Here is a 16,366-nt window from a genome sequence, read left to right as displayed (position 1 = left end):
GGGGGTTTTTCGTTGTCCAAAGACAATCTTCCCGTCGCTAACCCGCCAGCTTCCGCCGGGTGTTCACGCCGGGTACAGCACCACTTCGGCGGCCTTGACCACAAAATACACTTCAGTGCCCGGCTGCAGGCCCAGTTCCGCCGCCGCTGCCGGGGAAATATCCGCAGACAGCGCACCGGCACGCACCCGGATCTGTTCGCCCTGGGGCTCCAACTCGCCCACGCTGACCTTGAAACAGTTGCGCGGACTGCCCTGCGGCGGTGCCAGGAACACAGACACGGCCGACGGCGCGAACGCAGCCATGCCTTCCAGCCCACCTGCCGGCTGAGGTGCTTCCGCGAACGCTGAAACGAGGCGGCCGGCGACCCGTCCGCCGTCGCGCATAAGCAGTGAGCCTGATTCCAAGACTCCCTGGAGGACGTTGAGCCCCGCCAGGGATGCGGCGAAGGCACTGCGCGGATGAGCCAGCACAGCTGCCGTGGGGCCGGACTCAACGATGCGCCCGCCGTCCATGACGATGATGCGGTCTGCCAGCAGAAGGGCATCGAGGACGCTGTGGGTGACGATGATGGCGCTGCGCCCCGCCAGCACACGTTTCAGCAGGCTGCGTAGAAATGGTGCACTGTTCACGTCGAGGGCTGCCATGGGTTCATCGAGCAGTAATAGCTCCGGTTCGGTGGCTAGGGCCCTGGCCAGCGCAACACGCTGTGCCTGGCCGCCGGAAAGCTGAGATGGGAGCCGGGTGGCCAACCCTGAGGCATCCACTTCCTGCAGCCAATGGGCAGCGGAGACCCGGCTGTCCGCCTTGCCCCGGCCCTGGCTGCGCGGACCAAAGGCGACGTTTTCCAGAACGTTCAGATGCGGGAACAGCAGCGGGTCCTGGGCCAGGACACCGAGCCCACGCTCATGCGGTGGCAGCCATTGTGCGCCGGGGGAGAGGCTGAAGAGGGCACGGCCCTGCAGAACCGCGCTGCCGGAGTCGGGCTTCAGCAAACCCGCCAACATTTGCACCACGGAGGACTTCCCTGCACCGTTCGGCCCCATGATGGCGAGTGTTTCGCCGGCGTCGAGGGTCAGCTCCAGCTTCACGTTGCGTGCTGCAATGGTGGCGTTGAACTCCAAAGTCATGGTGCAGCCTCCGGCGACATGAGTGCGCGCAGCGGGGACTTCGGTGCCCGGTATGTCAGTGCCACCACGAGCACGGCGACGGCTATGAGCAGGAATGACAGGGCGACGGCGGCCTCGGGGTCGGTTTCACGCTGCAAGTAGATTTCCAGCGGCAGGGTCCGGGTGACACCCTGCAAGCTGCCGGCAAATGTCAGCGTGGCGCCAAATTCGCCCAGGCAACGGGCGAAGGACAAGACTGCCACCGAAATGAGCCCGGGGAGCACCAACGGAAACGTGATCCGGCGCAGCACTGTGCCGGGGCGTGCACCGAGGGTGGCGGCAACGGCCTCATACTTTTGACCAGCCGTGCGCAGCGTGCCTTCCAGACTGAGCACCAAAAACGGCAGGGCCACAAAGGTCTGTGCCATGATCACGGCGGTGGTGGAGAAGGCAATGTTGATGCCCACCACCGTCAGCGACTTGCCGATCAAGCCCTCGCGGCCGAAGGTGTACAGCAGTGCCAAACCGCCCACCACTGGCGGCACCACAAGTGGGAGCAGGATCAGCGCCCGCAAAATACGCTGGCCAAAGAACTGCGCCCGGGCCAGCAGCAGTGCCAGTGGAACTCCAAAAACGATGCACAGGGCTGTGCTGGCCGCAGCTGTCTTCAGGCTCAATAGCAGTGCAGCCACAGAAGGCTCCGAGGTGATAAGCGCCCCAAACTGTCCCCAGTTGACCTGCGCCACCATCCCGGCCAGTGGAAGCAGGATGAACAAGGCCCCCACCGCCGCAACGAGGTAGACCCACCTCGGAACGCCGGTGTACTGCCATGTGCGTCCGTGCACACGGGCAGCCGGGCGGCTGGTTTTAGGGAGCACCAAAACCGGCATTCTGCAGCACCTTTTGTCCCTCGGTGCCAGTGACCAGGGCGATGAAGCCTTGTGCCAATTCCGGTACCTTCGTTGTGCTGATGACAGCTATCGGGTACTGGTTGACTGTGGGATTGGCCAAGTTCAGTGGAATGCTGATGACTTTATCCCCTGCCGTGGTCGCGTCGGTGACGTAAACGAGTCCGGCGTCAGCCTCGCCGGAGGTGACTTTGCCCAAAACGCTTGTCACCGACAGTTCCTCACTGACAGGTGACAAGGTGAGGCCTGCACCGGCGGCGTCCGCCTTAGTGGCGGCACCGCAGGGAACCTGGGGTGCGCACACCACCAGCTTTACGCCGGGCTTGGCGGCGTCGGCAAAGCTGGTGATGTTGGCAGGATTGTCCGGGGGCACTACGAGGGTGAGCACATTGCTGGCAAAGTCGACGGGGGAGTCCTTGGCCAAACCGGCAGCGCTGAGTTTTTTCATGTTCGCGTGGTCGGCCGAGGCAAACACATCGGCCGGGGCGCCCTGGGTGATTTGGGTGACAAGTGTGGAGGAGCCGTCGAAACTCAAGGACACCTTGACTTGGGGATTCTCCGCCTCAAATTCGTTGGCAAGCACAGTGAACGTCTTCTTTAGTGACGCTGCCGCGTAGACATTCAACGTGCCGGAGAGCTCGGCAGCTGCAGTTCCTGTTGTGTTCGGTTCGGCACCCGGGGCCGTCGCGGCCGGCCCGCAACCGGACAGGCTCAAAGCGAGCGCTGCGGTGCCGGCAGCAACGGCGCCAAGCCGCAGCCGTCTTGGGCGTATTGATGTGTTGAACAGTGTCATGAGTGGCTCCCGTCGCTGGGTACTTCGATGATGACGTTGGTGGATTTAACCACCGCGGTGGCCACCGACCCCGGTTCAAGCTTCAAGTCCCGGACGGCTTCACTGCTCATCAGTGACACCACCCGGAACGGACCACACTGCAACTCAACCTGCGCCATGACCTTGTCCATGACTATGGTGGTCACGAGCCCTACGAAGCGGTTCCGGGCCGAGCTGCCAACACGCGTTGGATCCTGGGGTGGTGCGGACTGTTTTTTGGCCAGCGCAGCCAGCTCAACGCCGTCGACCACCATGCGGCCTTGCTGGTCCTTTCTGCCATGCAGTGTTCCGTTCTCGAGCCAACGACGTACGGTGTCGCCGCTGACACCCAGAAAACGAGCTGCTTCAGATACGCGAATAAGTGCCATAGCCCCATGTTATATCCGCATCTGCGTAATTTTCGCTATATTTCATTCGTAGATGAGAAGTTTGAACGTGCAGTTCCGCGCGGACTTCACCAAAAAGTGCCCCGCACAGCAGCTGCTGCGCGGGGCACCCAATACTGAACTTACAGCTTGTCGAACTCGGTCTCATCCACGGTGTCGGGGGCGTTGATGGCGGCCTGCGCCGGGGCACTGCCGCTCTTCAAGGCAGCCAGCCGGGCTTCAATCTCGGTCTGTTCGCCCAAGTCTTCCAACGAGTTGAACTGTGCGTCCAGGCTGGAAGCGGCAAGTTCGTTCTGGCCGCGGACCTTCGCCTCTTCGCGGCGGATCTTCTCCTCAAAGCGGCTGACTTCGCTGGTGGAATCCATGATGTCGATGCTCTTGAGCGCGTCATGGACCTGGGTCTGGGCTTGGGCCGTCTTGGAACGGGCGATCAGCTCGTTGCGCTTGCTGGCCAACTCGTCCAGCTTGCCGTGCATCTGCTGCAAACCGGTCTTGAGCTTGTCGACAACATCGGTCTGCGCAGCGATTTGGGGTTCAGCAGAGCGGGCCTCGCTTTCGGAGGACATTTGGCGCTGCAGGGCAACTTTGGCCAGGTTGTCGAACTTCTGCCCGTCGGCGGAATTACCGGCAGCACGGAATTCGTCGGCCTTGCGGCTGGCAGCCAGTGCCTTGGAACCCCAATCCTGTGCGGACTTGATGTCCTCGTTGTAGTCATCCTCGAGCATGCGCAGGTTGCCGATGGTCTGCGCTACGGCCGATTCAGCTTCATTGATACTGGCCTTGTAATCACGCACCATCTGATCAAGCATCTTCTGTGGATCCTCGGCCTGGTCCAGCAGGGCGTTGATATTTGCCTTGGCCAACTGCGCGATCCGGCCAAAAATTGACTGCTTTGCCATTCTCTATCCCCTTATATTTGCTGGTTTTATCAGTACAAAATCTCGATGGGTGCTGCCAAGAACGTCCAGGAGTGCTGAACACCCTAGGGACCCCTCCCATTGTTGCCCTTGCCGACTTGCTTCGCAATCTTCGCCGGGCCAGTGACTGCCTAGAAGTTGCCGCCGCTGCCGCCGAAACCTCCACCGCCGCCACCGCCGCCTCCACCGAAGCCGCCGCCTCCACCGCCGCCGAAACCTCCACCGCCGCCAAAGCCTCCTCCGCCTCCTGAGAGCAGTCCGCCGATGATGCCGCCAAGGACGGCGCCGCCGATCCCGCCACCCATGGAACCGCCGCCACCACGGCCTCCACCGCCAAAGCGGTCCACGTCATTTTGAGCATATTGGATGGCCTGTTTGGCCAGTTGCTGGGCCTGCTGTGCATACGTCAACGCGTTGGCAGGATCGGACTCGGAAACGGAAACTGCGTAGTCGAAGTTGCGTTGGGCCTCCGACAATCGAGTCCTGGCCGCCGAGCCGACCCCTCCGCGACGTGCAGCAATAAAGTCCTCAGCGGTGGATATGGTCGCCTGGGCTCCAGCGAGTGTTTGTTGCAGTGCGTCCTGGGCACGCAGTGCCTGCTGTTGTTGGTTGCGCAGGCCGGTGAGCAGTTCATCGAGCTGGCCATGTGCCGCCTGCACAGCCGCCAGCTGGGCGAGTGGGTCCGGCTTGCCAGCCGAGGCGTTGGTGTGAACCTCGTTGAGCAGCGCTTCAGCAGCATGGACTGTGGGTGCATAGCGGGCAAATTGTTCCGCAGAAACCATTGACTTGGCTTGCTCCAAATCCTTCAGCGCGTCCGGCAGCGCCGTCCCCATGGTTGCGGCGGCATCCTTGATGGCCGCCTCCGTTTTGTCAATGGCCTCCAACAGCACCTTGAACTGCAGGAGGCTTTCCTGGGCAGCTTTGACGGACACCGCAGCGCCTGCCGTATCTGCGACGGTCAGCTTCGCATCGGCATCGGCAACGGCCGTGTCGACAAAATCAAGGCGGTCGGTGGCTTGCGCCACGTTATCGCGCACGGGCGCCACAGCGTCCTCGGAGTAGCGTGCCGTCAGGTCGGTCAGTTTTTGCTCAGCCCCGGCCACTGCGGCACGCGCTTCGAGCGTCTGGGCGCGGATTGTGCCCAGTACTTCAGGGGCGGTTCGTTCCAGTTCACGCAATTCGTCAAAGGCAGTCTTTTGCGCATCCAAAGCGGCGTTGGCGTCTTCGCTGCGCTTGATGATTTCACCAAGCCATTGCCGTTGCTCTTCAATGGTGTCGGGAATTTCATCGTCCAACTGCTGCTGCAGCTTGAAAGACTCCGCCAAGTGGGTTTTGGCACTGGCCAGAGCAGCCTGAAAAGGCTTGACTGCCTCATCGCCGTAGGAAGCCTGGGCAAATCCAACCTCATGCTCACTGCTCTTGATGGCGTCATCGGCGGCGATCAGCAATGAGCCAGCCTTGGTGCGCAGCTCTGGAATGGTCATGCCGGCGTTGGGGTCAAGCGGCTTCCCGTCCGCTCCGTAGCCCTTTTCCGTGGCCTCCGCCGCTAATTTCCTGCGCTTGTTGCGCAGGTACAGGGCCGTGCCTGCACCACCAACGACGACGACGCCCCCAACTCCCAGCGCCACGAATCCTCCTGTGGGGTTGGGAACGTTGCCCTTGCCTCCGCCGGCTGCATCGCCCAAGGCGGCGGCGGTGTCGATGGCTGCTTGGGCCCAGTTTCCAGCGGAGAGCTGGGGTTTGATGGCGCTCGACTGGATGGTGGAGCCTTGGGCTGCCGTCAGGAACGTGTTGGTGCCGCCAATGAATGCATACTGTTTTGTCTGAACGGAAACGGCCAGCAGGGCATCGAACTGGCCCATGTTCTTCTCGGTGGCGACTGTTTGGGCCCACGTCTCCTGGGCCTGCCCGTCAAAGGAATCGACATAGACCACGAAGAGCGTAACGCCGTGGTCCTTGCTCAATTTCGTGAGCGCGTTTTGAACCTCTGCCTTTTGGTTGCCGAGCACATTCGCGTTGTCAACGATGTAGGTACCACCGGGGATGGTCACCGGCGGTTCGGCCTGTGCCAAGGACGCCGGGCCCAGCAGGAGAATTACCAGCGCCAGCGCTGCCAGAAAGGGGGAAAATAGCCTTAAACGTGCAAACATTGCTCACCTTTTGGATGTTGGACCATTGCAGGATTCGCTCTTATCACTTCACACGATACTATGGCGTTGTTTTGATTGGTGGGCGGATTTCCGGAGCGCTGCGAACAGGTGCGGACAAGCCGGGGCAAGGTTGCTGCTGAACGGAATAGGACATAATGAAATCTGACGAACCTTCACAGCTGCCTTCCAGCGAACGTTCGTCAATGCATCAGCAGCGAACGAGAAGATGAAAGTCAATAGAGAGTTCATCACTTGGGATTTCAATGAAGGGAAAGCTGATGTCAGAGAACAACGGCGAACACACCACATCTAATGAGGGCGAGTACGAGCAGGCTCCCGTGACTCCCAAACAGACACCGGAACGGGCCGCCACGCAGCAGCCCACCGAAGCCATCCAAGCCACCGAAGCCAATGTTCAGCAGAACCCGGAAACTCAGCAGTACCCGGAATCCCAGCAGCACGCAGCTCCGAGCTACGGCGGCCCGGCTTCGTCCCAGAATCCGGCTTTCTCGCAGAATCCGACAGAGCGTATTCCCACCCACTTTGCTACCCACAACCAGCAGGGCCAGCAGCCACACACAAACGAGTACGGCCAGCCTGCGCACGCAAGTCAGGAATACGGCCCTGCCACCCACGCGGGGACGGGCCAAGCCGGACCGGGGTACCCGGCGTCGAACGCGTATCCGCACACCTTGGCACCAGCAGTCACGGCCAAGCCGAAGCAGCGCAAGAAAGTCGGCATCGGCCTGTTCTCCGCCAGCGTCTTGGCGGCGGCACTGGTGGGCGGCTTGGTAGCAGGCGGAACGAGCTTCCTGCTTGACCAACAGGGCAACAACACGGTGGCCAGTTCGAGCCAGCAAAGCGCGCCCCTTGTCATCAACAACCCCACCTCCGTCAACCAAGTCAGCGCGGCTGCAGCGAAGGCCATGCCGTCTGTTGTCACCATTTCTGCCACCAGCGGCAACTCCGGCGGTACCGGTTCGGGTATCATCTTGGACACTGCGGGCCATATTTTGACCAACACCCATGTGGTGACTCTTGACGGCGCTGCGGCACACGCGGACATCGAGGTGCAGTTGAGCAACAACAAGGTCTACAAGGCCACGATCGTGGGAACAGACCCGCTCTCCGACCTTGCCGTGGTCAAGATTGACGCCCCGAACCTGGTTCCGGCAACCCTGGGCCAGTCGAGCAAGATCAATGTTGGTGACACTGTCATTGCGATCGGCTCACCGCTGGGCTTGAACGGCACGGTCACCGACGGCATTGTCTCCACGCTGAACCGCACCATTCAGGTGGCTTCCTCAGCCGTACCGACAACGCCAAGCGACTCCTCACAAACCCCGCCCGACGGCGGCAACGGCTTCCGCTTCTCCCCTCCAGGGGGCGGGCAGGACACCCAGGCAGCCCAGGGCACGGTGAACTTAAACGTGATCCAGACCGATGCGGCCATCAACCCCGGCAACTCCGGTGGCGCGCTGGTCAACTCGGAGGGCCAAGTGGTGGGCGTGAACGTGGCCATCGCCTCCACTGGCAGTTCCGCCGGCGCTTCCAGCCAGAGTGGCAACATCGGTGTGGGCTTCTCCATCCCGATCGACCACGCTCAGCAGGTGGCGCAGCAGATCATCAAGACCGGCACAGCCACTCACGGTCAATTGGGCGTTTCGGTGAGCGGGACATCAGCGGCCGGCTCCAACGGCGCGTTCTCCAGCGGTGCCACGGTGAAGACAGTGACGCCCGGAAGTGCCGCCGCGAAAGCGGGATTGCGAATTGATGATGTCATCACCCAAATGGGTCAGCGCACCATCAGTGACCCGGCAGATCTCACCGCAGCGGTTCGTGAGCAGCCAGGTGGCGCCACGGTTAAGGTCAACTTCACCCGCAACGGAGCCGCCCAGTCAGTGGACGTCACCCTCGACACCATGCCGGCGAACTAACTGCCGCCACGCACCAACAAGAGTCCTCTTCGGCCACCGTCTTTCAACGGCAGCAGGAAGGGGACTTTTGTTGTGTGATGTGCCGTGGTACTTACGTCGTTTCGCGCAGTTTCAGGGTCGGCGTGTTCGCCACGAGTAAAGAATCGACCCAGTGGATACACGCCACGGCAGCTTCGAACTAAGCTGTTGGGGTAGGCCAAGGGCGAACCCGCCGCACCCGCCCCGACACGGGGTTGGGGAGCTGCTCACCATCCGTCCATGACACAAAGGACAGCAGTGGAAAATTCAGCACTGAACATTGTGGTACTCGTGAAGTACGTGCCAGATGCGCAATTTGACCGTCACCTCATCGGTGACGCGCACACCATCGACCGCAGCGAAAGCATCCTTTCCGAATTGGATGAATACGCCTTGGAGGCCGCGTTGGCCTTGACTGATGCCCGTGGCGGTGCCAAGGCCGGCAACGTGGTGACGGCACTGACGCTGGGCCCCGCATCCGCAGCAGTAGCCGTGAAAAAGTCGCTGCAGATCGGCGCCACCCAAGGCTTGCACGTCAACGACGATGCACTGGCCGGTTCCGACGCCTGGGCCACCTCCCTCGCCCTGGCCGCAGCCATCAAAACGCTCGGCCCGGTGGACCTTGTCATTACCGGCATGGCATCCACTGACGGGGAAACCTCGATCATTCCTGCCCAGTTGGCAGCCCGTCTAGGCTTGCCGCAGGTGACTTTCGCCTCGGCGCTGGAGGTTGACGGCGGTACCGTGACGGCACGCCGTGACGGTGATGACTACTCGGAGGAAATCCAGGCATCACTGCCTGCCCTGGTCTCCGTGACCGATCAGGCCAACGATCCACGCTACCCGAACTTCAAGGGCATCATTGCCGCGAAGAAGAAAAAGATGACCACCATGTCCTTGGCGGATCTGGGCTTGTCCGCCTCCGACGTCGGACTTGCCGGATCGCTGACCACGGTCAGTGCCGCCGCCGAACGCCCCGCGCGTACGGCCGGCACCATCATCACCGACTCCGGCGACGCAGGCATTCAACTCGTTGACTTCCTGGCCGCGCAGAAACTGATCTAAGGACCCCTCCATGACTGCAATTGTTGTTTATGTTGATCAGCTCGACGCCTCCGGCAAGATTTCCACCACCGTTGCGCAACTGCTGACGTTGGCTCGCGGTGCCGGGGAACCGGTGGCCGTGGTGGCCGGTCCGGCCAGTGCGGAACTGCTTGCCGAGCTTGGCGCGTACGGTGTGGCCCGGGTGCTGCACTCCGAGCAGGCTGAACTGGGCGAGTTCCTGGTTGCGCCGAAGGCCGACCTCGTGGCCCAGGCTGCCGCGGCCGTATCGGCCAGTGCCGTGTTGGTGGATAACAGCGCCACCGGCAAGGAAATCGCAGCGCGCGCCGGCATTGCGTTGAATGCCGGCGTCATCACCGACGCCGTGTCCGTGACGTACGACGGCGACGCGCTCGTGGCGCACAAATCCGTCCTGGCGGGTTCCTACACCGTTGAGGCACGGGCCACCTCGGCCGTGTCCGTCATCAGTGTCAAGGCGCACAGTGTCGAGGCGTCCCTGGCAAGCGAAGCGGCCGTTCCCGCCGTCGAGGTAGTTGAGGTTGCGTTTGCCGCTGCAAGCCTGGGCGCACGCGTCACCAAGCGCACCGCCCGTGCGGCTTCCGGTCGCCCCGAACTGGAGGATGCCCGCATCATTGTGGCCGGCGGCCGCGGTGTTGACGGCGACTTCTCTCCCGTGGAGGAACTGGCCGACGTGCTGGGTGCAGCGGTGGGTGCTTCACGTGCCGCGACTGATGCCGGCTGGATCTCGCACGCCTCGCAGGTAGGCCAGACCGGTAAGAAGGTCTCCCCTGCGCTGTACATCTCGGTGGGCATCTCCGGTGCCATCCAGCAAAAGGCGGGCATGCAGACCTCCAAGCTCATTGTGGCAGTAAACAAGGATTCGGAATCGCCCATCTTTGAAATTGCCGACTTCGGCATTGTGGGCGACCTGTTCAAGGTCCTGCCGCAGGCCGTCGAAGAGATCAAAAAGCGCCGCGCATAACCGAGCGCAACCGGTGTTGGGGCTTGTCGGGATCCACGATCTCGACAAGCCCCAACATTTAACGCGAACCGCCGGGGTTATCCACAGTTGGCATGATCCGGCTGTTCCGCCCATGAAACTGGTGCAAGGCTTGAGGTATGGACGCGCCCAAGCTCATCAGGTCGGCGGACTACGCCCGGCTTGGTCAGGACCGCCGCAAGCTCGCCACGCTCCACCACAGGGGCGAAATTGTACGCATACGCCGCGGTATTTAGGTGAGATCAACTGAATGGAACGGGCTCCAGCCGAAGGAACAATACGGTTTGCGCGCATTGGCCCGGGCCCAGTCAGCGGAAAACAAGCCAGTTTTTTTTGTCATGCCACAGCGGCGCTTTTGTGGCGTCTATGGATTGTGGGTATGCTGCAAAAGCTGCACTCCGTGACGGAGGTGGCCACCAGTGGACGCAGTACCAGCAGCGTGGTGCGTCATGTGGCTTCCCTGTCCAAGGGGGTGAGGCAATGCGGACCGTTCCTGCTCACCGACAAACTCACCACGACATTGCAGTTGGTCAGCACCTTTTCCTTCCCCTACGCCGTTGCGGTCCGCGACTCGAGCCTGCGCCTCCCCGAAAACCGTGGCCTTGTCAACCGATTTACGGCCCCTGGCGTAAACACGGCGGGATACATGCCGCGGTGGCAGTGATGCCTTCGTTGACTTTTGGTTCGAAGAGCAGCAGGTGGTGGCTGAATTTGACGGGTTGGGAAAGTACCTCAGGTCAGGTTGGGGTGGGGGACTTTCACTCCAAGCCAGAATCATCACTGAAAAGCAACGCGAGGATCAGATCCGCGCCCACGGCGTGGGATTTACCAGATGGGACTGGAAAGAAATGATGAACTCTGACAGGTTTACCTACATATTGCGCCAGGCTGGACTGCCCCAAACCTAGGCCCGCAGGCTCGAAGCTTCCCGGGGTGTACAAAAATGCCGCAGTTTGACGGAAATGCCACGGTACAACGGGACAAACCCTGGCCTTTTTTGGCAGACGGCGGCATTATTCACAATGTGTGGCAAATTCCAGCTAATCAGGCGGGTACCGTTCCGCTGCCAATGAGGGCGTCGGAATTCATTTCCACCTGCGGGCCCACGGAATGGATGAAGTCGCGGCGGACCCGGGCAATAGCTTCCGGGTCACGGGGAAGCAGGGTCCGCCATCCGCTGCCCATGACGAGGTTCCACGCCATGGCGTCGTCAACGGTCAGTGTCAGCGGATGAGCTGCCACCGACACATTTTCCAGCCCCCGCCCCGTCAGCCACACGGTCAGCGCGTCCGCTGAAGCGATGCGGGCCATGTTCTTGTTGGGTTCCGGGATCACACCGGCAAGGCGGGGACGTTCCTTGATGGCAGCTTCCAGGATGCGCCCGGCAAAGGGCTCCAACGCCCCTTCAACCCACGTGCTGGTGACTATGCGGCCACCGGGGCGGAGCATGGAAGCGAGGTGTTCGACCCCTGCTTCCATGTCGGCGAAGAAGAACATGCTGTAGGAGCACAGGACGGCATCAAAGGTGCGGTGTCCTCGCCAGGCAGTCACGTCGGCTTCTGTCAATGTCGTGTTGAAAATGCCTTGTTCGGCCAGGTTCGCAGCCGCAATGCGCAGCAGCCCAGTGGAAAGGTCGACGCCGTCGACCGTTCCGGTGGGGCCTACGGCCAAAGCTGCCGGGATGGTTGCAGCCCCGGTACCGCAGCATGCGTCAAGAACCTTTTCCCCTGCCTGGAGAGCGGCTGTTGCCACCACAGCCCGTCCCATGGGGTCCCACAGCTTGTCCGACCACGCCTCAAATTGCAGCGCGCCATCGGTGAATGCCAAGCCAGGATCGCGAGCGGACATGTTTTCCTCCAGTGGGTGAAATGGACCAGGCGGCGCAGGACCACCAAAATTATCAGGCGTTGATTTGCGCGCCGGCAAAACCGTTTTGGCGCCAGGCCTCGTAAACGGCGATCGAGGCGGCGTTGGCCAAATTCAACGACCGCAGCGATGGCAGCATGGGCAGGCGGACGCGGGCCGTAATGTGCGGATCCAGCTTTACCTCGGCGGGCAGGCCTGAGGATTCCTTCCCAAACATCAAAACATCTGATGGCCGGTAAGCGATGTCCGTGTAGCTGCTTTCACCATCGGAGGTGAAGGCAAAGACGCGTTCCGGGGCCAGCTCCGCCCATGCATCCTCCAACGTCTTGTGGACAGTCACCACGGCAAGGTCGTGGTAGTCAAGACCCGCCCGGCGCAACTTGGCGTCGGAGAAGTCAAAGCCCAGCGGCTCAACAAGGTGCAGTTCAGCACCGGTGATGGCGGCCAAACGAATGGCATTGCCGGTGTTGCCAGGAATCTCGGGGGTCAGGAAGAGGATGCGAAACACATTTTTATCCTACCGTCAGTGGCGTCGGTGTTTGAACCGGACGGTGCTAGTACATTCCGCCCAGCAGCCTGTCCAGAACGTGCAGGTCAACGACGTTGGGGGAGGGACCGGAGGCCAGGAACGCTTTGGCCTCGCGCACAAAACGGGCGGCGTTGGCCACGTTGATGGTGTTGGAGCCGTCGGGGTCGGTGCCCCGGGCATAGTCGATGACAGGTTCAAACAGATTTCCGGTGCTGCTGTGCACGCACACCCAAGCGGTGACATTGCATTCGGGGAAAAGCTCCTGGAACGCCCTGGCGGCAGGAATCAGCTGGGGAGGTGCAGCCACCTTGCTGCCGTGAATGAGCGTGCTGCCGTCCCAGCGGAATGCGCCGTTGGGAACGAGCATGGAACCTATGAGCGCTATGCGGTAGCCGGAGACAAGCACATGATCCACATAACCTTTGCCGCCAGGTGCCGTGAGGCCGTTGATGAGTCGGGCTGCGGGAATGCCAGGCAGAACCTGCTGCATGATCAACTGTGCCGTGCGTGCTTCTCGGGCCAGACGTGAAGACGCCCCAAAAAGTCCGCGCTTTCGCGGGGACCCATGCACAGGTTGGGCCGCTCTGATGCGCGGCATGAGTGGAGCTTCTCCGGTGGCCAGGTCTTCATACGCCGGTAGGTAGACTGCTGGATCACTTGCCGCGGAACGGGCTTTGCTATTGCTGCGGCGGGTGTTGAAGCCACCGGAACCGCTGTTGGAGGCGGCGCGGGCGGAGGAGTGGGCGGAGTATTCTCCGGATGTGCCGGCAGCCCGTGAACCCGATCCGGCCGGGGCGGTGCTGCGTCCGGCCGCCCCGTAGGACCTGTCGTATGCCTGCCGGCGTGCCGGGTCCACAAGAACCTCATATGCTTGCGTGATTTGGCGGAACAAGGCAGGGTCCCCACCCCTGTCAGGGTGAGCGATCCGGGCTGCCTTGCGGTAGGCGATCTTGATCTCGCGTTCAGTGGCCGTGCGTGCAAGCCCGAGGACTTGATAATGCGTGAGGAACTTCTCGCCCACCGGGGACCTTTCGTTAGCCAGGCAGTGCCAAAAGCTCAGTCTAGCCGCCCGCGCCGGGCCGCAATTCCGCAGGGCACACACATCCGCTGGCATAATTGCAGGAGCCATGAGAACCATCCCCGCCACCGTCCACCGCAGCTGCGCAGCCCTTCGATGAGGGCGCCCGAGCCGTTGCGGATCGTAGTGGCCATCAACCCGCGGGCGGCCTTTGGCGGGCAAGGGATGAACTCGCCAGGACGCATCGGGGAGATGGCAGTGGCCCGCATGCGTAGCGCCGGGCACTATGTCAGCGTTTTGCGGCGCCGTGACTACGCAGCCCTGCGTGAGGCCGTCGAAGCCGAGCTTGCCGCCGGCGCCCAAGCCCTTGTGGTGGTGGGCGGGGACGGCATGGTCCACCTTGGCGCCAACACCTTGGCCCACACGGCCGTTCCCATGGGCATCATCCCGGCCGGGACGGGCAATGACGGCGCCCGCGGACTGGGCCTGGACCCCAACGACCCGCGCGCCGCCGTCGAATGCTTCCTCGAAGCCTGCCAGCGGGCACCCCGCACCGTTGACTTGGGCCGCATTGAGCGTGAAGGCCATCCGCCGGTTTGGTTTATGTGCGCGCTGTCAGCTGGCTTTGATGCACTGGTGAACGAGCGGGCCAACGGCTGGCGATGGCCACGCGGTCCCATGCGCTACAACCTGGCGATTTTGCGTGAGCTGGCCACCTTGAAACCGTTGAGCTATTCACTGGTGGTGGATGGCGACGTACGCAGGCAGCAGGCCATCTTGATGTCCATTTCCAATTTAGTGTCCATCGGCGGAGGTATGAAAATCACCCCCGACGCCAAGTGCGACGACGGCCAGCTGGACTTGTTCGTTGTCTCGCCGGTGTCGCGGTTGGCGTTCCTGCGCATCTATCCCAAGGTGTTCTCCGGCCAGCACACCAGCCATCGGGTGGTGAGCATTGAACGCGTGCGTGAAGTGTTCATCGATTCACCCGGCATGGTGGCCTACGCTGACGGGGAGCGGATTGGTCCGCTGCCGGCCACCGTCAAAGTGGACCCGTCAGCCCTGCGGTTGTGGGTTTAGTGGCGGCCGCAGCGGTAGGTACAGTGGATCCTGTGAATCTAAGGGGACGCTCAACGAAACGAGTAGGGGCAACTGTGGGGCTTGCCATTGCGACGCTTGCCGCCTTGAGTGGGTGCAGCATTGCCATTCCCTCGTCCGTGCCGGAAACGTCGGCGCAGCCCGCCCCTCCAGCCACCTATGTGGCGCCCACGGTGGTGGCCGGCCATGACGCCGCCGCCGTGGCAGCATCCCCGATGACGTTTGCCGCCGGTGCAACTCTATCGTCGGGAGTGGCCGTTGAATTCAGTGACATCCTGGGGCAGCCGCCGCAGGATTATGCACAAGCGCCTGGCCCGCCTGACTGGAAACTACTGAAAAAGAACGTGGCCGGCCGGACGCAGTACAACAACGACGCTGGCTGCCAGCTGGCCTATTGGACCACCACCAACCAGGGCCCGCTCATCACGCAGGGCGACGACAAAACGTCTTCCACAGCGCTGCTGAAATACCTGATTCCCTCCGTCATGGATTCGTCACTGACGGAGTCGGCCCTGCCGTGGGTTGCCGATGCCGGCAAACCCGGGCCAAAGATTTCCTTTCTGGCTTTCAATACCAAGGCAGCCAAGGGTGTCATGGCCAGCACGGTGTGGGCGCGGATGCTTGGCACGGCGAACACCGGCTTGCTGGTCACCTTGGCGTGCCCCAGTGACGTGCTGCTGGCTTCCACGACGCCTGCGGTGATGGAGAAATTGTCGGTGGCTCCGCCGTCGAACTAGCCGACGGTGGGGCGCACATAGCGCAGAAAAAGCATGGAATCCGCTTTCATGATGCGGGTCAGGGTCATGCCTGCGGCAACCGAAACATGCTCGACGGCGGGACCGCTCGCTATGCGCCCGGCCGAGCCTCCCACGAGCATGGGTGAGATGGTCAAGCACAGCTCATCCACCTTCCCGGCTGCGGCGAACGTGCCCAGCAGTGTAGGCCCGCCCTCGGAATGAATCTGGGTGAAACCCCGTGCGGCGAGCTCGGAAATGACGAGCGGGACATCCATGGAGTCTGTGCCCACCGTGATGACCTCAGCCACCTCGGACAGTGCCTCCCGGCGCTCCTTGGGGGCTGATTCGAGCGTCAAAATGAGTGGCCGCACCGGCGTGTTCTGAAAGACTTCCAGATCGGTGTCCAAGTTCAAGGTTCCGGAGACAATGGCCAAGGGCGGGTGTGCAGAGAGCCAGTTCTCCTCCCGCCACTTCTGTGCGGTTTTGCTCAGCAGCTCGCCGCCGTAGCCTTCGGACCTGATGGTTTGGGCACCCACCACAATGACGTCAGCACTTTGCCGCAGTAGCGAGAAAACGCGTTGGTCCCAGGCGTTGCCCAACTGTCCAGAGCGGCCTTCCACGGAGGCGGCACCGTCAATGCTGGAAATGAAGTTGAAACTCACCCATGGCGTTCCGGCTCGTCCGCGCTCTGGGGGCGGCACCAGGAGTTCGTGCTCCAAGGCTGAGGCCGAGAGTACGGCAGGGTCGGGGAAGATTCTCTCAATCATGGGGGACGTCCTCCACTGAATCGTTGGGTGCAGC

17 protein-coding genes are annotated in these 16,366 nt (G+C 62.0%); 7 read left to right on the top strand and 10 right to left on the bottom strand.

Annotation, left to right across the window (positions count from 1 at the left end):
* Nucleotides 1-63: 63 nt before the first annotated feature.
* The 6 genes from JMA46_RS03255 to JMA46_RS03230 all read right to left on the bottom strand — a co-directional run bounded on the left by JMA46_RS03255 (nucleotide 64) and on the right by JMA46_RS03230 (nucleotide 6,300).
* Nucleotides 64-1,128, bottom strand: coding sequence for an ATP-binding cassette domain-containing protein (locus JMA46_RS03255; RefSeq protein WP_207343862.1), 1,065 nt, complete (start codon nucleotides 1,126-1,128; stop codon nucleotides 64-66).
* Nucleotides 1,125-1,997 (bottom strand): ABC transporter permease, encoded by an 873-nt coding sequence (locus JMA46_RS03250; RefSeq protein WP_207343861.1) that lies wholly within the window; start codon nucleotides 1,995-1,997, stop codon nucleotides 1,125-1,127. Before JMA46_RS03250 ends, JMA46_RS03255 begins: the two co-directional genes overlap by 4 nt.
* Nucleotides 1,975-2,808 carry a molybdate ABC transporter substrate-binding protein gene (modA, locus tag JMA46_RS03245; protein WP_207343860.1) on the bottom strand — a complete coding sequence of 278 codons (834 nt, stop codon included), beginning with the start codon at nucleotides 2,806-2,808 and terminating at the stop codon, nucleotides 1,975-1,977. The genes JMA46_RS03250 and modA overlap by 23 nt, the downstream gene beginning before the upstream one ends.
* Nucleotides 2,805-3,215 (bottom strand): TOBE domain-containing protein, encoded by a 411-nt coding sequence (locus tag JMA46_RS03240; protein WP_207343859.1) that lies wholly within the window; start codon nucleotides 3,213-3,215, stop codon nucleotides 2,805-2,807. Before JMA46_RS03240 ends, modA begins: the two co-directional genes overlap by 4 nt.
* A 140-nt stretch (nucleotides 3,216-3,355) precedes the next feature.
* A complete protein-coding gene (locus tag JMA46_RS03235; RefSeq protein WP_207343858.1) occupies nucleotides 3,356-4,132 on the bottom strand; it encodes a PspA/IM30 family protein in 777 nt (258 codons plus the stop codon).
* Nucleotides 4,133-4,281: 149 nt separating this feature from the next.
* Nucleotides 4,282-6,300: a TPM domain-containing protein gene (locus tag JMA46_RS03230; RefSeq protein WP_207343857.1), complete on the bottom strand. Its 2,019-nt coding sequence runs from the start codon at nucleotides 6,298-6,300 to the stop codon at nucleotides 4,282-4,284.
* A gap of 278 nt (nucleotides 6,301-6,578) precedes the next feature.
* On the opposite strand from JMA46_RS03230, the gene JMA46_RS03225 reads away from it, so the two are divergent.
* From JMA46_RS03225 to JMA46_RS03205, 5 genes are all read left to right on the top strand, one after another.
* Nucleotides 6,579-8,237: a trypsin-like peptidase domain-containing protein gene (locus JMA46_RS03225; protein ID WP_207343856.1), complete on the top strand. Its 1,659-nt coding sequence runs from the start codon at nucleotides 6,579-6,581 to the stop codon at nucleotides 8,235-8,237.
* A 258-nt stretch (nucleotides 8,238-8,495) separates the two neighbouring features.
* Complete coding sequence (locus JMA46_RS03220; protein WP_247647001.1) at nucleotides 8,496-9,320, top strand: electron transfer flavoprotein subunit beta/FixA family protein; 825 nt, start codon at nucleotides 8,496-8,498, stop codon at nucleotides 9,318-9,320.
* Nucleotides 9,321-9,330: 10 nt separating this feature from the next.
* The gene (locus JMA46_RS03215) at nucleotides 9,331-10,299 is read left to right on the top strand and encodes an electron transfer flavoprotein subunit alpha/FixB family protein (RefSeq protein ID WP_207343855.1); all 969 of its coding nucleotides are present in this window, start codon (nucleotides 9,331-9,333) and stop codon (nucleotides 10,297-10,299) included.
* Between the two features lie 137 nt (nucleotides 10,300-10,436).
* Nucleotides 10,437-10,553 carry a type IV toxin-antitoxin system AbiEi family antitoxin domain-containing protein gene (locus tag JMA46_RS17570; RefSeq protein ID WP_207343854.1) on the top strand — a complete coding sequence of 39 codons (117 nt, stop codon included), beginning with the start codon at nucleotides 10,437-10,439 and terminating at the stop codon, nucleotides 10,551-10,553.
* A 143-nt stretch (nucleotides 10,554-10,696) separates the two neighbouring features.
* A complete protein-coding gene (locus tag JMA46_RS03205; RefSeq protein ID WP_207343853.1) occupies nucleotides 10,697-10,981 on the top strand; it encodes a hypothetical protein in 285 nt (94 codons plus the stop codon).
* A gap of 380 nt (nucleotides 10,982-11,361) precedes the next feature.
* Here the strand turns inward: JMA46_RS03205 and JMA46_RS03200 are convergent, their stop codons facing one another.
* The 3 genes from JMA46_RS03200 to JMA46_RS03190 are packed head-to-tail and all read right to left on the bottom strand — an operon-like array spanning nucleotide 11,362 to nucleotide 13,733.
* Nucleotides 11,362-12,165, bottom strand: coding sequence for a class I SAM-dependent methyltransferase (locus JMA46_RS03200; protein ID WP_207343852.1), 804 nt, complete (start codon nucleotides 12,163-12,165; stop codon nucleotides 11,362-11,364).
* Between the two features lie 52 nt (nucleotides 12,166-12,217).
* Nucleotides 12,218-12,691: a tRNA (cytidine(34)-2'-O)-methyltransferase gene (locus JMA46_RS03195; protein WP_207343851.1), complete on the bottom strand. Its 474-nt coding sequence runs from the start codon at nucleotides 12,689-12,691 to the stop codon at nucleotides 12,218-12,220.
* 46 nt (nucleotides 12,692-12,737) lie between these two features.
* Nucleotides 12,738-13,733 carry a DnaJ domain-containing protein gene (locus JMA46_RS03190; protein ID WP_348770037.1) on the bottom strand — a complete coding sequence of 332 codons (996 nt, stop codon included), beginning with the start codon at nucleotides 13,731-13,733 and terminating at the stop codon, nucleotides 12,738-12,740.
* A gap of 153 nt (nucleotides 13,734-13,886) precedes the next feature.
* Here JMA46_RS03190 and JMA46_RS03185 point away from each other — a divergent pair, with 153 nt between their 5' ends.
* Nucleotides 13,887-14,810, top strand: a complete 924-nt coding sequence (locus JMA46_RS03185) for a diacylglycerol kinase family protein (protein ID WP_207343850.1) — start codon at nucleotides 13,887-13,889, stop codon at nucleotides 14,808-14,810.
* A gap of 32 nt (nucleotides 14,811-14,842) precedes the next feature.
* Nucleotides 14,843-15,565 carry a hypothetical protein gene (locus JMA46_RS03180; RefSeq protein ID WP_207343849.1) on the top strand — a complete coding sequence of 241 codons (723 nt, stop codon included), beginning with the start codon at nucleotides 14,843-14,845 and terminating at the stop codon, nucleotides 15,563-15,565.
* On the opposite strand, the gene JMA46_RS03175 is transcribed toward JMA46_RS03180, so the two are convergent.
* Complete coding sequence (locus tag JMA46_RS03175) at nucleotides 15,562-16,332, bottom strand: pyrimidine reductase family protein (protein ID WP_207343848.1); 771 nt, start codon at nucleotides 16,330-16,332, stop codon at nucleotides 15,562-15,564. The two genes, JMA46_RS03180 and JMA46_RS03175, sit on opposite strands and share 4 nt — an antisense overlap.
* Nucleotides 16,333-16,366: the final 34 nt, after the last annotated feature.

Origin of the sequence: Arthrobacter sp. E3 (assembly GCF_017353415.1) — a bacterium.
Lineage (GTDB): Bacteria > Actinomycetota > Actinomycetes > Actinomycetales > Micrococcaceae > Specibacter.
The sequence above is the reverse complement of the archived record's forward strand: the minus strand, read 5'-3'. Positions and strand labels throughout refer to the sequence as shown.

What these genes read in the sequence shown, in the direction of transcription:
- JMA46_RS03255 (WP_207343862.1), bottom strand. Translation starts at nt 1,128, where the DNA reads ATGACTTTGGAGTTCAACGCCACCATTGCAGCACGCAACGTGAAGCTG.
- JMA46_RS03250 (WP_207343861.1), bottom strand. Translation starts at nt 1,997, where the DNA reads ATGCCGGTTTTGGTGCTCCCTAAAACCAGCCGCCCGGCTGCCCGTGTG.
- modA (WP_207343860.1), bottom strand. Translation starts at nt 2,808, where the DNA reads ATGACACTGTTCAACACATCAATACGCCCAAGACGGCTGCGGCTTGGC.
- JMA46_RS03240 (WP_207343859.1), bottom strand. Translation starts at nt 3,215, where the DNA reads ATGGCACTTATTCGCGTATCTGAAGCAGCTCGTTTTCTGGGTGTCAGC.
- JMA46_RS03235 (WP_207343858.1), bottom strand. Translation starts at nt 4,132, where the DNA reads ATGGCAAAGCAGTCAATTTTTGGCCGGATCGCGCAGTTGGCCAAGGCA.
- JMA46_RS03230 (WP_207343857.1), bottom strand. Translation starts at nt 6,300, where the DNA reads ATGTTTGCACGTTTAAGGCTATTTTCCCCCTTTCTGGCAGCGCTGGCG.
- JMA46_RS03225 (WP_207343856.1), top strand. Translation starts at nt 6,579, where the DNA reads ATGTCAGAGAACAACGGCGAACACACCACATCTAATGAGGGCGAGTAC.
- JMA46_RS03220 (WP_247647001.1), top strand. Translation starts at nt 8,496, where the DNA reads ATGACACAAAGGACAGCAGTGGAAAATTCAGCACTGAACATTGTGGTA.
- JMA46_RS03215 (WP_207343855.1), top strand. Translation starts at nt 9,331, where the DNA reads ATGACTGCAATTGTTGTTTATGTTGATCAGCTCGACGCCTCCGGCAAG.
- JMA46_RS17570 (WP_207343854.1), top strand. Translation starts at nt 10,437, where the DNA reads ATGGACGCGCCCAAGCTCATCAGGTCGGCGGACTACGCCCGGCTTGGT.
- JMA46_RS03205 (WP_207343853.1), top strand. Translation starts at nt 10,697, where the DNA reads ATGCTGCAAAAGCTGCACTCCGTGACGGAGGTGGCCACCAGTGGACGC.
- JMA46_RS03200 (WP_207343852.1), bottom strand. Translation starts at nt 12,165, where the DNA reads ATGTCCGCTCGCGATCCTGGCTTGGCATTCACCGATGGCGCGCTGCAA.
- JMA46_RS03185 (WP_207343850.1), top strand. Translation starts at nt 13,887, where the DNA reads ATGAGGGCGCCCGAGCCGTTGCGGATCGTAGTGGCCATCAACCCGCGG.
- JMA46_RS03175 (WP_207343848.1), bottom strand. Translation starts at nt 16,332, where the DNA reads ATGATTGAGAGAATCTTCCCCGACCCTGCCGTACTCTCGGCCTCAGCC.